At 36.4% G+C, this 14,055-nt stretch carries 14 protein-coding genes and 1 pseudogene; 3 read left to right on the forward strand and 12 right to left on the reverse strand.

The features are described 5' to 3' along the window. The first annotated feature begins 65 nt into the window (after positions 1 to 65). On the forward strand, positions 66 to 860 hold the full coding sequence (locus ACQKMH_RS15805; protein ID WP_427588420.1) for an IclR family transcriptional regulator: 795 nt from the start codon (positions 66 to 68) through the stop codon (positions 858 to 860). A gap of 329 nt (positions 861 to 1,189) precedes the next feature. After that, positions 1,190 to 2,548 (forward strand): MFS transporter, encoded by a 1,359-nt coding sequence (locus tag ACQKMH_RS15810; RefSeq protein WP_427588421.1) that lies wholly within the window; start codon positions 1,190 to 1,192, stop codon positions 2,546 to 2,548. A gap of 192 nt (positions 2,549 to 2,740) precedes the next feature. On the opposite strand, the gene ACQKMH_RS15815 is transcribed toward ACQKMH_RS15810, so the two are convergent. The 6 genes from ACQKMH_RS15815 to ACQKMH_RS15840 all read right to left on the reverse strand — a co-directional run bounded on the left by ACQKMH_RS15815 (position 2,741) and on the right by ACQKMH_RS15840 (position 8,055). Continuing rightward, on the reverse strand, positions 2,741 to 3,163 hold the full coding sequence (locus tag ACQKMH_RS15815) for a DUF3021 domain-containing protein (RefSeq protein WP_427588422.1): 423 nt from the start codon (positions 3,161 to 3,163) through the stop codon (positions 2,741 to 2,743). Continuing rightward, positions 3,160 to 3,615: a LytTR family DNA-binding domain-containing protein gene (locus tag ACQKMH_RS15820; protein ID WP_427588423.1), complete on the reverse strand. Its 456-nt coding sequence runs from the start codon at positions 3,613 to 3,615 to the stop codon at positions 3,160 to 3,162. The genes ACQKMH_RS15815 and ACQKMH_RS15820 overlap by 4 nt, the downstream gene beginning before the upstream one ends. Positions 3,616 to 3,840: 225 nt before the next feature. Then, positions 3,841 to 4,326 carry a PaaI family thioesterase gene (locus ACQKMH_RS15825; protein ID WP_427588533.1) on the reverse strand — a complete coding sequence of 162 codons (486 nt, stop codon included), beginning with the start codon at positions 4,324 to 4,326 and terminating at the stop codon, positions 3,841 to 3,843. Between the two features lie 371 nt (positions 4,327 to 4,697). Next, positions 4,698 to 6,488 (reverse strand): hypothetical protein, encoded by a 1,791-nt coding sequence (locus ACQKMH_RS15830; protein WP_427588424.1) that lies wholly within the window; start codon positions 6,486 to 6,488, stop codon positions 4,698 to 4,700. Positions 6,489 to 6,526: 38 nt separating this feature from the next. Then, a complete protein-coding gene (locus tag ACQKMH_RS15835; protein WP_427588425.1) occupies positions 6,527 to 6,850 on the reverse strand; it encodes a hypothetical protein in 324 nt (107 codons plus the stop codon). A 20-nt stretch (positions 6,851 to 6,870) separates the two neighbouring features. Further along, positions 6,871 to 8,055, reverse strand: a complete 1,185-nt coding sequence (locus ACQKMH_RS15840) for a glycosyltransferase family 4 protein (protein WP_427588426.1) — start codon at positions 8,053 to 8,055, stop codon at positions 6,871 to 6,873. 497 nt (positions 8,056 to 8,552) lie between these two features. Between ACQKMH_RS15840 and ACQKMH_RS15845 the strand changes: the two genes are divergently transcribed. Further along, complete coding sequence (locus ACQKMH_RS15845; protein ID WP_427588427.1) at positions 8,553 to 9,407, forward strand: DUF4915 domain-containing protein; 855 nt, start codon at positions 8,553 to 8,555, stop codon at positions 9,405 to 9,407. 388 nt (positions 9,408 to 9,795) lie between these two features. Here ACQKMH_RS15845 and ACQKMH_RS15850 read toward each other — a convergent pair whose 3' ends face one another. From ACQKMH_RS15850 to ACQKMH_RS15875, 6 genes and pseudogenes are all read right to left on the reverse strand, one after another. Further along, the gene (locus tag ACQKMH_RS15850; RefSeq protein WP_427588428.1) at positions 9,796 to 10,278 is read right to left on the reverse strand and encodes a GNAT family N-acetyltransferase; all 483 of its coding nucleotides are present in this window, start codon (positions 10,276 to 10,278) and stop codon (positions 9,796 to 9,798) included. Positions 10,279 to 10,514: 236 nt separating this feature from the next. Next, the gene (locus ACQKMH_RS15855) at positions 10,515 to 11,072 is read right to left on the reverse strand and encodes a YdhK family protein (RefSeq protein ID WP_427588429.1); all 558 of its coding nucleotides are present in this window, start codon (positions 11,070 to 11,072) and stop codon (positions 10,515 to 10,517) included. 262 nt (positions 11,073 to 11,334) lie between these two features. Then, a pseudogene (locus ACQKMH_RS15860) lies at positions 11,335 to 11,427 on the reverse strand (hypothetical protein); the annotation flags it as partial. Positions 11,428 to 12,030: 603 nt separating this feature from the next. Next, positions 12,031 to 12,657 (reverse strand): hypothetical protein, encoded by a 627-nt coding sequence (locus tag ACQKMH_RS15865; RefSeq protein WP_427588430.1) that lies wholly within the window; start codon positions 12,655 to 12,657, stop codon positions 12,031 to 12,033. A 67-nt stretch (positions 12,658 to 12,724) separates the two neighbouring features. Further along, entirely contained in the window at positions 12,725 to 12,961 is a 237-nt protein-coding gene (locus ACQKMH_RS15870) for a hypothetical protein (RefSeq protein WP_427588431.1), read from the reverse strand. 233 nt (positions 12,962 to 13,194) lie between these two features. After that, positions 13,195 to 13,962 carry an arylamine N-acetyltransferase family protein gene (locus tag ACQKMH_RS15875; RefSeq protein ID WP_427588432.1) on the reverse strand — a complete coding sequence of 256 codons (768 nt, stop codon included), beginning with the start codon at positions 13,960 to 13,962 and terminating at the stop codon, positions 13,195 to 13,197. Positions 13,963 to 14,055: the final 93 nt, after the last annotated feature.

The raw sequence follows: 14,055 nt of genomic DNA on the forward strand, positions 1-14,055 counted from the left end.
AAATGCCCTCTTTTTCAAATTGAAATGATTGACATTCCTTTGTTCTCTTACGCTATAATAAAAAGATGGAAAATAATAATCAGACCACAACTAAACAAACCAATAATAAAGAAAGTTCTTCTGTACAGGCCGTTGAACGTGCTTTATTGCTTTTGAAGTTTATCGGAGAAAGCCCCTCACCCCTTTCAGTCGGTGATTTGGCCAAACAAGCTGACCTGAATCGTACCACGGCCTGGCGTTTGATTGGCACACTCGAAAATCAGGGCTTTGTAGAAAAGGATCCTGTTTCAAAAGGGTACCAGCTCGGATATGCCCTTTATCGTTTAACTTCACAACATGATCCATATGGTTCACTTATACGAAGAGCTAGAAGAACGCTGGAAGAATTGAAAGAAGAAGTGGGGGAAACTGTTCTACTTAGTGTCCCTAAGCATGATGGGACTCTTACCATTGATCAAATAGATACCGACCATAGCGTTAGATTAGTCGACTATACCCATACCATGTCACCTTTACACTGCACATCCAACGGAAAAATTTTATTAAGTTTGCTACCCAAGAAGGAGTTGAACATTTTTTTAGAGCAGACTCTTAAACCATTTTCCAAATATACAATTACTGATCCAGAAGAACTGCGTAAAGAACTTGATAAGATTTCCGTTCAAATGGTTGGAACATCGATTGGTGAACTAGATGAAAATGAAAATGCCATTTCAGCTCCTATTTTTGACAGGAAAAAGAATCTAGTCGCTTTCATCACGCTAGGTGGTCCGAGTTTTCGCCTAACAGAAAACGATCTCTTACTTTTAAGTGATCGAATGCTAGAAGCCGCTAAAAAAATTGAAGAGCAGTTAGATTGAGCTAAAAAGGGGTAAACAATCGCATTTGAAACAAAATAAACGATGCAGCCAATTACTGATTGTAAATGGCTGCATCGTTTTCTTTTTGTTCGGTTTTCTCATTTCAATTCTTAAACTGAAGATTTTTAATTTATTATAAAAGTTTGACAAAAACTCAAATACGCAATTATAATTCAAATGTATTCATATAACGTACTTAGAGTTCATATTATGAACATCTTTCGTTCTCCACAATGAAAACGCTTCCCTCTATAAGCGGCTTCATATACACCTTTTTTCATCTACAAGTAACCGTCGAGGTCTAGCAGTATCAATCAGGAGGAGATTCAATGGAAAATAAGAATGTAGCAATTAATGATAATGCCAGTAGCCATACAATTAAATTAGATGATGCACCATTAAATAAATTCCATATTAAAATTGCAGGACTTACATTCGGGGCGCATTTCACTGACGGATATATTTTAGGGATTATTGCATTTGCGCTATCTCTGCTGACACCGCAAATGGATTTAACTCCATTTTGGATTGGGTTAATCGGAAGTTCCGCTTTAATAGGGCTTTTTCTAGGCAGTTTGGTATTAGGATGGGTATCTGATTATGTTGGAAGGCAAAAAATATTTGTCTTTAGTTTCATCGTCATTACCGCTGCATCCATTTTACAGTTTTTCGCAGACAGCCCCACAGAGCTTGTATTATACAGAATTTTACTTGGAATTGGGCTTGGAGGCGACTATAGCGTAGGACACACGATGTTAGCTGAATTTTCACCACGTAAACATCGTGGTGTTTTATTAGGATCGTTCAGTGTAGTCTGGACGTTTGGCTACGTAGTGGCAAACTTGATCGGTATTTTTGCGGTTGACTCCGCTCCGGACGCTTGGCGGTGGATGCTTGCTTCATCTGCGATTCCAGCTGTCATCATTTTGGTTTTGCGAATGGGTACACCCGAGTCACCTAGATGGCTGATTAGTAAAGGCAGGGTTAAAGAAGCCAGGGAAATTGTCAAGAAACATGTCGGCCCCAATATAGTACTGGATGATGAAAAACCTGTACAAACTAATAGCAGTTTTACCACTTTATTCCGTAAAGATATAAGAAAACGCACGGCTTTCAATTGTATATTTTTCGTTTGTCTCGTTATCCCTTACTTCGCCATTTACACCTTTTTGCCAAGTATTCTAGATGCAATCGGACTGAGTGAAGGGTATGGAACCGATTTTCTATTAAACGGGCTGCTCATTATAGGTGCCCTTTTAGGTATTTGGTTTACGGTTAAATTTACTCGCCGAGGATTTTTGATCAGCTCATTCATGGTATTGATCGTCACCCTCACTCTTCTAAGTGTTTTACCTAGCAGTGCAACAGTATTAATGATTCTTTCTTTCGCCATCTTCACCTTGATTATGTCTGCTGTCAGCAACTTGGTTGGCGTATTTCCAGCCGAAAGCTTTCCAACAGAGATTCGATCTTCCGGCGTTGGACTTGCGACAGCCATAAGCAGATTAGGATCAGCAATCGGTACGTTCCTACTTCCAATTGGTATTGCAAATATTGGAATTCAATTTACCATGCTTTGTCTCACAGGTGTACTTATTATTGGAGCAATTGTATCAATGGCATGGGCTCCTGAAACTAAATCACTATCGCTTAGTGAAGCAAGTAATAGTGGAAAGACCCATTCATAAGTATATATACATCCTTTTCAACCAGGCAACAGCTGATTTTTACGCTGGGCCTGGTTCTTTTACTTCTATTAACTCTACTGCACCTTTCCTTCATTCCCTATATGGAGGCATTTCGTTGATCATATTTTCTATTCAATTGCTATTCTGAAACGCCCTACCTCTCTTACCTAAAAAAATTACTGGTCATCCCCCTCAGTTCCCTCTTTTATCAAGTCCATCATTCAATACTTTCACTTGATAGCGGAAATAGAGATAGAAAATGATCCATATGATCATATAGAATGGCACGAAAATCGCTATTCCAGTCACTAATCCTTTTGCACTGAATGGAATCCAACCAACAAAAAAAGATAGCAGGAAGTATAGGATGCTGACAGTCAGGAAGTGCAGGATGGTCTGAAATAATAAGCTCCATTTATCCATTTCGAATAAAATGGTTGCTGTGCTGAAAAACCAGCCACATAATAGGCATCCTATCGCATTTTTCACGAATATTCCACTGTCTAATGATGTGACCTCCCCAAAGCCAATGACCCCAAAACACGTCAACACCATCACGAGTGCACCAAAGCAAATCCCTACAAAGCTACGGAATAAAAGTGTTTTCATCATCATAATCCCTTCCTTTTCCATTGAAATGCTTTCTTGATTCCTTGAACATAGTGCCGAGAAACATATTCTTTTTCTCCTGATCGGAAATACACACATAACGTCCCGTTGAAAGATGCCTCAAATCTGCTTAACTCATCAAGGTTGGCTATCACTGACTTGGATAATCGAACGAACTGATTACCAGGAAGATCCCTTTCAAGCTCATATAATCTTTCTTTCATTTCGAAAGTCCCCTGTTTCGTACGTACCATTATGGAATCCTGCTCTGTGAACAAACAGATTATTTCTTCTGGCCGGAAAACATGCTGCATCTCTCCTTTCTTGCCAACAAAATACGGTCTTTTCCTCTCTTTTAAGCGCTCCATCAGTTCCTGGACTTCTTCATTCCATTCATGATTTCGGATAAGCACCTCTATCGCTTGGACCCCCTCATCTATCTCTACCTGTATTTTCATCTTTGCGACCTCCCTTTGCTTATAATTTAAGTATATTGAAAAACTGGAATTTCGCTTGTAATTTCCAGCCACATGTTACTAAACAGCTCTAACTTGTTCGAAATGAGCACTCAAATACACTAAATAACCGTCCAGATAGCTGGACGGTCCCTTGTCTTTTCAATATAAAAAACCTGAATGCATACGATGGATGCGTTTACACCTTTACCTTTTTTACAGTTACATTTACTTCTTAGTTGTAAAAGTACTTGGCATCACCACAGCAACAACTTCTCCACGAGCACAAAGTGTATCATTTGCAAATACCTCTGTATCAACTTTCCACTTTTTAGGATGAATCTCTTGAATCTTCCCAATCGCTATTAATGGAACATCATTTGGGGTTGGCCTTACAAATTCCACATTTAATGAAGCAGTTACAAACCTGGGCGGCTCGACACCATCCCCAAATTTATGCCCATTTTTCCGATGCAATGCAATAGCGGCAGAACCTGTTCCGTGACAATCAATTAATGATGCAATTATACCGCCATAAACGAAGCCTGGAATCGCTATATGTTCTGGGAGTGGCGTATAAATTGTCCTTGTCTGTTCTCCTTGCCAACCTGTTCGAAAATGATGCCCATCTTTATTTAATCGACCGCATCCATAACACCATGCAAATGCATCTGGATAATCATCTTGAATCGCTTTTAGCACTTTCTCCTCCATCATTTCTCCCCCTTAATTTTTATAAAGTATTTTGTGATTCAGTGAGAATTAAATCTATGTACATCCATTCTTCTTTAAGGCAATGAACTTCAAGTGGACAACTTTCGCTTAGCGCTAACTGAAATATATAAGATTTCAGTATCTGGATTCCAGCTGGTTTAGCAACTCTGATATGAATTCCAATCCTCTATCTTTGCTTTTTCAATCCCCATAATTCATCTCTAAATATATTCGATATATATTTTATTCTATTTCTTTAGTGAATTATCCTGCTGACAAAAGCCCCTGAACGCTCAGTAGCATTCAGGGGCTTTTGTCTGGAAAAGAGTTGATTTTGATTTTAATAGGTATGCTGCAGTCTTCCCCTCTTGTTAAAAATTAAGCCTTTTTCTTAAATCCCAATATTTACATGTCATCTTACCCATTTTTGACTTCGAAAGTGAATCGTATTTACGTCCAAGCGCCAGGTTTTGTTTTTCTAACTTGCTCATCTGTTTAAGTTGCACTGCGTTCAATTTTTTTAATTGCTTTACTTCTTTAACCAATTCTTTGTTTTTCACTTTTATTTCATTGTTTTTATTATCGACAATTATCCGTTCTTTCAATGGAATTTCCATGTCTTTTGGTCTTAATTTCGGACTGCTATTTGTTTCAAATCCTATAGTTTTTAGATATGGCAAGTTATTTTGAAAATTTTGTTCAAAACTTTGATCACTTTTATGGATTTGTAGGAAAGTGAAGCATCCTGCTTTTTCTGCTTGAATGATTTGACCAAAGCCAGATAGTTTGACTAGTTTTTCTACTTTTTTTAATTCTTCAGGCATGTTATTAAAAATATAGTTGAAAACTTCTTCGTCATTTAAATCTGCAGGCAATTTTTTCACCTGATGTGATCGTACATGCTTATTCAGCTCATAAAAGTCATCTTCATCCATATAATACACGTTTCCACTTTCATCTAAATAATCAGTAATATGCCTGCTCCATAATAGCCCTTGCAGTTTTTTTATTGCTTCCGAAAACAAAAACTGCCTGCTAACATGATACATTCGTTTGGCTGCAAACTCATATATATCCTTATTGCATAAAGCTACTTTGACTGCATCACGGAAATCCTTCTCTGTAACCGCATATAACGGGTAATCTTCGCCAAAAAGCTTTACATGCATTTTGGTTGGATTCATTATTACGGCCTTTCTTAAAATTCCGTATTCCAACAGCTTCGTGGACAGTTCCAGACTGCTGTCCATTTCCTCACTTCTCCAGGTTATCCCAACATCACTGTTCACGATTAATTGTTGTGCATCCTCCCTGGTCAATGCCCCGTACCAGTCAAGCCCTTCTGTATTTTCCAGGAGATATTTAGCTTCTTCTTTAAACTGAGAATCACCTTGAACCCATTTGAATTTATCCCCGGCAACATTAAGTGAAAGTTTCGGAATCTCACGTTTTAATTCTTTAAAAGCTGTAATGATAGGAATCGTCTTCCAATCAGGATCAAACTTCCCTGTATATACGAGTTTATGTTTTAACTTGGCGTCCCCTCCTGCTGATTCAACGTTTGGTATCATCGGGGTTAGCAGGGAAACTTTGTTTTTTTCTTTATCTAAATTAAGAATCTCGATGACAAATTCGCACATCTCTTCTGTTTGACATAAGAAATAGGCACATTGATTGTATATATTTTTGATGCTCTCAAACTTTTCTCCATTAACATCCTGACCTATATGAGTCAATCCTGTAGCATACACCAATGTATTCCTTATGATATGCTTATGCCTTGCTATTTTTTCAACAGTTTCAATGCTTCTTACAAATAGCCAATCATATTCATTTTGGCTCCAATAATGAGAAATGAGCATTTCAGCAATATCAAAATTCATCACACCTTTTTTTACCCATTCTTCATCGGTGGCATTAAAAAAAGGATCAACAAATGGATTAAGAATCTTAATATTGTCACATTTCTCCAGAGGACGAATTAATATATCTCGCTTAACTGGACTAGCTAAAAGTAAGTCTATCTCGATATTGGAATCTAACGCAAGAGTCGAAGCTAAGGAAGATAAAAATACTGCAGAACCATCCATTGAATTCATGTCAATAAAGCCAAATAGAAGCACCTTCATTTTTCTGTTTTGCACTAATTCATGTGAACTCAAAAGTATTCACTCCAATGACTGAAATGTTATATGAATTTCTATTTTTTCATTTGTTCTTTCATAGATGATTTGAGTGCAAGGTATTTTAACGTGAATTTCCCTATATATGTAACGTTGAATTTATGTTCTAATGACTTAAGTCTACGTATCTCTTTGTTCAACTGAATGTTTTCTTTTTGGGCTAACTTACTTTTTTCTAATTCTTCTCGCAACCTAGCATTTTCTTTTGTAAGATTCTCAATGATGTTTTGTTTTTCAGTACCATTGCTTTCTATGAGTTCTAATGTCATGGACATCATGTCTTTCATTTGTAATTCCAGTTCTTCATACATAGTTTTCCAATATTCGTTTCGACCGTCCATATTGAAAAAACTCCCCTCCATTAACCTTGGATTATCTCTAATTCTCTTTTAATAACAACATCTACGGCGCATTTATCTCGAATCGATTGTGATGCTTGTTCTGATACCCTTAAGAATACGTCCGGATTATAATATAAACGTTCTATTGCATCCGCAATTTCAATAGGAGACTCAGGCTTTGTAAGAAGGCCAGAAACATCGTGTTTAACAAATTCCGGGATTGCCGTGATATCCGTTGAAATCGGCACTAGCCCACTGGACATGGCCTCACACATTGAAACCCCTTGAGAGTCCAAACGGGTTGGGCAAAGGAAAATTCCATACTCCTTATGTAGAGCAGCGATTTGCTCTTGTGATATGAAGCCTTTATGAATCGTTACATTTTCAAAATTACAAATTGGCTCAACTGTTTGATCGAACAACTTCCCATCACCATAAAAAGCAAATTCCAGTTTATCGAAATAGGGTCTTTTTGAAAGTTCCAGCACAGCCTTCACCGATAAATCATTGGCATATTTTCGAGAAGCGTATGGCCTGATTGAAAGGACTTTTGTCCGCATATCGACTGGCTTTTCTATAAAGGAAAACAGATTATCATCTATTACATTGGGAATGATTACTGAATTTTCCGATTCAGCCCTCGCGTCACATTCCGCTATATGTTCTTTGAACCATTTGGAAATATGAACAAAAGTAGTATTCAGTTCATTCGTTTGATAAAACCAATTCATAAAAGAAAGCTGTGCTACATAATAGTCGTCCGCCATTTCAAGTATCTTTCTTAAGCTTTCAGGGCTTTCAAGAAAATTAAACCATCTTCTATGCCAAGCCTCCGTTTCAAATCCATGTATCCATGTAATAATCGGTAAATCTTTGCTTGTTTCTTTTATCGCTTGTACCATTGTAGAATTAACAAAATGAATGAGCGCTTTTTTATGTACTTTATGATTTAAGAACATGCGCAGATGCTGTTCAGTTCCTCGATAAACAGGCACATCTTCATAGGTATACTTTTCTGCTTTTTTATAAGCAGGATGTAAAACAAAGACATCAATCTTCAAACCCTCTGCTTGATAAGCCTTGACTCTTCGGTGGATAAACCCATTCCGATATAACTGCTTTTCATGTGGATAAGCATTCGTAATGATTACATATCTATCTTTTTCGCTAAATGTAAGCTCATTTAGGTTTATAGATTGCTCCATTTTTGTTCACTCCTACTATTTTCAGTCATCTTCAATCAGCCTGCTTATTCATCTGTAAATAAAGGATTTATAAGACATCTTTCCCAAGTCCATTTCTCCTTTTAAAACTGTGAATCGATTATAACAAACATGTATTACTGAATATTGACATCAATACGAGAAGTATGTAAATAAAAGTAAAGTTTTCATGAACTTTTATATATTTTTGTATAGGAAAAGGGCAATATAGAACCATTTTTAAAAATTATTTCAGGTATGGGAATATTTCAGGCATTTACCTTAATAGAGGATGATAATCTTAACAAAAAAAGAAAGAACGATCCCTATTAACGGAACCGTCCTCGTACATATAAACTATTGTATTTTTTGTGAATGGAACAACCTTTATAAATTGATATAAAAGCCCACTATTTTCCTACATAGCTTGTCTATACCATGACAAAAAAAATTCATACTATATTAAAAAGGAATTATCCATAAAGGTGGTTCGACCTTACATGATACCAATAGACGATTGTAAATTATTAATTTCATGCTGCAATCATAAAGGTGGTCTTTATTTAGTCCAAATAATACAACAACAATATGAAATAAAAAAGGTTTTACATGTTGGATGCACAGGTATTACTAAATACGGCAGCTCTTTTGTCGTAATTTCAAATTCTCATGGAATCTTTATTTTGGATGAAAACTTAAAGGTTATAAAAAATAAAGTGTTATCTACAGAATTAGATTTACATGGTATAGCAATAGACAACGATAAAGCTTATATTGTTGAAACCAAAACTAACTCAATTGGTATTTATGATTTAAAAAACGATTTGGAAAGAATGGATGAAATTAGATTTTCACCGAAAAATGACGATGTTTCCCACGTCAACGATTTGTATATAGTAAATGATACGTTATATGTATCAATGTTTTCGAATCCTCCAAGGAAAAAATGGACCTCTTTCGCAAGCTATTTCCCTCATATAACAATCCGCCGAGGGGTGATTCTAGAATATTCTTTACAGGAAAGAAAAGTGGTAAAGATTTGTCATGATAAATTATTTCAACCTCACAGTGTACTACATCATGATAATAACCTGTATTATTGTGTTTCAGGTGAGTTCCTAGTAAAAAGAAATGAGGAAGATATTTTTAAAGGCCTTGGTTATACTCGCGGTTTAGCAGTTAAGAATCATACGATGTTTATTGGCCAAAGTGAGAGTAGGCACATATCGAAATTATTAAAAAAACATACGAACGTATTGCTAGATTGCGGGATTTATGTTCATGACATCTCTACGAAACTTTCATCTTTTATCCATATTCCGTCTGAAGAAATTTATGGAATATTGGTTATTTGAAAACCTGCCCCCTTATCTGCATAAAAAAAGCAGAGCTTAAAGAACTATGTTTTTTCCTTTGGCAGCATCTTCTTCAATAATTACGCACAATAAAGGAGTTTTCAGCCCATATCATTTCTTTCGAGCATAGGAAAATTCTCCTGGTTTGGATTTTTAAAAATAAGCATATTTAAGATGCTGATTTCAGACTGTAGACAAACTTAAATCGAGTTTGTCTACAGTTTTTTTTAGGGATTGTAAAAATTCGAACGTTGGTTGGAGCGTAGGGCACTCGCTTTCCACGGGCTGTCCGGGAGCTTTTAACAAACCTATTTCAGGCTGCAATCAATGAAAGGTGCCACTCCTGGATCCTCCCCTCCATTCATTCCGGAAATTAACTAAAGCTGCCTTAATCCAGAGCATAATGGAAAACCAATTCTTCCCCGTCTTCCCCATTAAATCTGTATCCATTATCAACGAATCCAACTTTTTTATATAAATTGATCGCTGGAATATTCGTATGGTGCACCGTTAGAATTATCTCATCTTTATCAGGATGATCTCGTTTGATCATATCAGGCAAGACTTTTAAAGCTTTAAAAGCTAGCCCCTTTTTTTGATGACGTGAATCCAATGAGAATGATTTTAGAAGAATGGCATTCTCATTACTTGTATATTGATTTCCCGCTTTATCTGTATATAAAGCAAAACAACCAATCAAATCATCATCTACATATATGACCATGGGGAGATTATATTGATCCTTCCTGAAGTCTTCGATAACTTTCATAGGTAAAGAAGTATAGATTGCTTGTTCTATTGGTAAACAATAGTTATTCAGCGCTGCATAATCTTTTTTCATAAAAGGTCGAATATGTAATCCAGTTCTCATACCTTCACCACCATCATTTATAATCCAGACCCCTATCCTCGCTATAGATTTGTCAAAAATAAACCATTTATCATAACCAACCCATGATTTATCTTATGTTTTTCATACCTCTTCATCGATGATTCTATATTAACAGATATTAAAGTTTTACAATTCATTGCAAACAACGATTTTAAGAAAACATATTATATAAAAAAGGAATGGCTTGGTTTGCCACTCCTTTTTTTCTTCTTAAATCATTCGGCTGCTGATAACTCACTTTCTGTTACCCATTTATGGTTTTTAACTTCTTCTCCACCATTAGTCGGTGTGAAATCAACCATATAAACAGTCGTTTTCTCAGCTGATTCAATTACAGCGGTTGCATCATCCATCCCTTTCATATGAGAGGCATTTACTATAACCTCCGCTCCAGGCTCAAACGTTTTCTCACCTGCATCTTTAATCTCTTCGTGAATGATCCATTTATGATTTCCCACTTTTTCTCCGCCAGTCGTTGGCATATAGGAAATAGCATATGCAGTCGTATCAAAGGCACCCACTATCGTTGCCTTCGCTCCCTTCATACTTTCCATATGACCTGATTCGATAATCACATGACTTCCAACTTCATAGGTTGGATTTTCTGCAGCTTTTAAGCCGTCAGGAACATCCCCTGAGCTAGAATGGTTCATGTCCATTTCATGATGTTCCTTTTCTTCTTTATCATCGGTGTTGGAACATGCGCCAAGGACCAAAAGCAGAGCAGCTAATAATGAGAAAATCATCGGGATTTTGGTTCTTTTTTTCATCATCGATAAAACCTCCTTTAACATTTACATCCATCCTACCAATTAAATATGCAGAAATTGTGGAGGTCATTCGTGGTCAAGGAACGGGAGCAAATCATGCTTAATATGCATATAGGCACACCCTTATATGAACTTAACCAGATAGTGTTCATCCCACATGTACGATGAGATCAGCTATTTCTGGGTATGAAAAAAAAGACGAACTTTTCTACATAGAAAAATCGTCTTTCTTCTCGTTATACCTAATCGAGACTGTTAACAAATGCTACCCTTTATCGCAATTCGCCTTTTCTTCCAGAAACTCTTTGAACTCCTCTTTCGTAACATCCGATTTCATTGCCAATGTTACTAATTCAAGCCATTCGTCAGGAAGGTTTCAAGTCATCATTCTCCTTCATAGACATTTATCGGCATCCTAAGGAGGAGTGTTTTTACAAGAACCTTATTTCCATTCAACCTTTCATTCTCTATTTGATAATGGACCCGATTAGCGAGTACCGAGCAAGCAATAAAAACTAAACCCGGAATCTCATTTTAATTTATCCCATTCTTCTATAGTAAAAACCAGTAAATTATTTGATAAAAAGCGCAAAGTGTGATTGCTATGCTAACGAAAGTGATTTGGCTGGGGTAAAAAGAGATGGTTGATTGATAGAGGTTAGTTGAAAGTGTCATTTCATGAACTGCTGGAAATTGCTTAAACTGCTCACTCATACAACTAAAAAGAAGGACTTGACTTCTTACGTCTGGATTCCAAAATCATAAGCACCAACCAGTTTCTACGTAGGAAGTCATGACCAATCCCCTTTTCTTCGAAAATGAATTCTACAATTCTATGATAAATAGCAAAATATCGGTAAGGTCCCTCCCAAAAGGATGGATTTTTCATTATATGATTGAAATTGTGGCTTGTTGGATTCAACTTGTACCGAAAAAGTTTTTGCTACTGCTATTAACACCTCTATTCAGAGGCTTGTGATTGTTCAATTTTACGTATGATATGCGAAAGGTTCTTTGAAGAATGTTCTTTATAATCCCTGCCGATGGACTTGAATAACCCCTTCGCTATCTCCCTTAATATTTCTTTCGTATGCACATCCGAAATGATGGACTTATATGGAAGACTAGATTCAGCTTGTGCCCCACCGATTTTATCAGCAGTTTCCTTAATAAAGCCGATGAGTGTAATTTCATGAAGTTTTCCTCCAATAATGGCTTTATAGATAACTTGTTTTCTCCAAATTTTTAAATCGATCCTCTGTTTAGTGTAATCGAAGAGCTCTTCAGGCAGCTCTGCACGTCCATCGTTGCTAAATCGAATGGAATCTTTCACAGGGTACAATTTCGGATTAGGATTGATTTTCTTTATCAAGGAATGATCTATGGTGACTTTTTCCCTCTTTATTCTTGTATGTTTCGTTTCACCTAAAATGAGTTTTAACTGCCCGGCAATTATATTATTGAATTCTTCCAATTCAAAGTATTCAACAAGCATAATACTATATTCCAAAATTGTAATGGCTTCATCGAATTTTCGTTTAGTACCATCATTCGATCTGGTAAAAACCAACCTATTCTTCCTTTCCATAGCCATTCCCCCCTTTTCATTCATATCTAATATGCAAATAAGGAAAAAAACACCCTAATGGATGCTTTTATTTATTAGGTCTAAACTTGATTGGATCCATATTACGATTATCTTTGTCTCCCGTATATTCAATACTAATTACATTAGCTAAGTTGATATGTTTGCCACCTGCTTGCAGCCATGTCGCATTTTGAATTAATTGCAATTTCAGGATATTATCGGCTTCATGCGAATATTGTTCATTCGTCTCTAATTCTTCTGTTTCACCATTCACATAAAAAAATTTATATTTCGCATTACTCATTTTCATCAGCCTCTTTTCTACTACTTAATTCGACAAGGATTGACTATTGTCCTGCTTTCACAAAATCAGATTGCCTTTTTTCAATTTGATTAATGACGTAAATCCCATCATTCAAATCAATAGGGGCCTTTTTAAGTCCTCAAGCTGATAAAAAAGAATATCAACTAATCGATACACTACAACATGCCACCATTAAAAGACCGTCAAGGATCCTCGACAGTCTTTGTTGTCTCTTATCTATTAAAATATTGTTTCATTAACTCTTTGAATCGTGTGCCATCTATTTCTTCTTTCGTCATTTTCCCATTTTCCCACTGTGTAAAGGATGTATCGGTTAAAGTGATATTCCCGCTGTTTGTCAGACGGGTGATTAATGGATGTTTGTTAAAAGGCGATTGGGGATTTTCCCTGATGATCGTTTGAATCTCATTCAGTTCCACAACATTCCCTACATGTATGGAAGAATCAAAAGCATACCCCATTTTCCAATCGAGATCTTTATGTTTCAGTTTTAATTCAAGGATATGATCCCCATGGTCGGTAACTTCTCTTTTTATCCTGAATTCACCATTTCGAGAAATGACAACTTCTCCTTTTAACGGCACCGGTTTTAAAGGTAGATTCCCCCCAAAGCCCGTATCGACCAAATAGGTTTGGCCCTCATGATTCAAAAGAATGACGACATGGGTCCTGCCTATTGTCATCCATCCTTGATTGTAGATGACACCCCTGACCAAGGAAACATCAAAGTCGTTTTCCATCAAGAAAAAATAAAGGGCCGTATTCAATTCATAACATAATCCCCCCTCATTTCTCACGAGGACTTTGTTCACGACATTCTCTTTGTTGATATCACTTAGATGAGATGCCATGATGGATAGGTTTTCAAAAGGAATGGTTCTCGCTGTCTTATCAAGAATTTCATCTAATTTATCAAACGTCAGTTTTTCATGTCCAGTGATTCCTATTCTTTTCCTGAATAATGCATTCAGATCATTCATCCCGATTCCCTCCTTAAGTCAGACACAGATGAAGAGTATCTGGACTTTTTTTATATTTATTATTCTTTGCATTTCATTCTTCAATCCTCTGCC

Origin of the sequence: Peribacillus sp. NPDC097895, from assembly GCF_050277555.1 — a bacterium.
Classification (GTDB): domain Bacteria; phylum Bacillota; class Bacilli; order Bacillales; family DSM-1321; genus Peribacillus.

Coding starts and splice junctions, on each gene's coding strand:
- ACQKMH_RS15805 (WP_427588420.1), top strand. CDS start 66: ATGGAAAATAATAATCAGACCACAACTAAACAAACCAATAATAAAGAA.
- ACQKMH_RS15810 (WP_427588421.1), top strand. CDS start 1,190: ATGGAAAATAAGAATGTAGCAATTAATGATAATGCCAGTAGCCATACA.
- ACQKMH_RS15815 (WP_427588422.1), bottom strand. CDS start 3,163: ATGATGATGAAAACACTTTTATTCCGTAGCTTTGTAGGGATTTGCTTT.
- ACQKMH_RS15820 (WP_427588423.1), bottom strand. CDS start 3,615: ATGAAAATACAGGTAGAGATAGATGAGGGGGTCCAAGCGATAGAGGTG.
- ACQKMH_RS15825 (WP_427588533.1), bottom strand. CDS start 4,326: ATGGAGGAGAAAGTGCTAAAAGCGATTCAAGATGATTATCCAGATGCA.
- ACQKMH_RS15835 (WP_427588425.1), bottom strand. CDS start 6,850: ATGGACGGTCGAAACGAATATTGGAAAACTATGTATGAAGAACTGGAA.
- ACQKMH_RS15840 (WP_427588426.1), bottom strand. CDS start 8,055: ATGGAGCAATCTATAAACCTAAATGAGCTTACATTTAGCGAAAAAGAT.
- ACQKMH_RS15845 (WP_427588427.1), top strand. CDS start 8,553: ATGATACCAATAGACGATTGTAAATTATTAATTTCATGCTGCAATCAT.
- ACQKMH_RS15850 (WP_427588428.1), bottom strand. CDS start 10,278: ATGAGAACTGGATTACATATTCGACCTTTTATGAAAAAAGATTATGCA.
- ACQKMH_RS15855 (WP_427588429.1), bottom strand. CDS start 11,072: ATGATGAAAAAAAGAACCAAAATCCCGATGATTTTCTCATTATTAGCT.
- ACQKMH_RS15865 (WP_427588430.1), bottom strand. CDS start 12,657: ATGGAAAGGAAGAATAGGTTGGTTTTTACCAGATCGAATGATGGTACT.
- ACQKMH_RS15870 (WP_427588431.1), bottom strand. CDS start 12,961: ATGAGTAATGCGAAATATAAATTTTTTTATGTGAATGGTGAAACAGAA.
- ACQKMH_RS15875 (WP_427588432.1), bottom strand. CDS start 13,962: ATGAATGATCTGAATGCATTATTCAGGAAAAGAATAGGAATCACTGGA.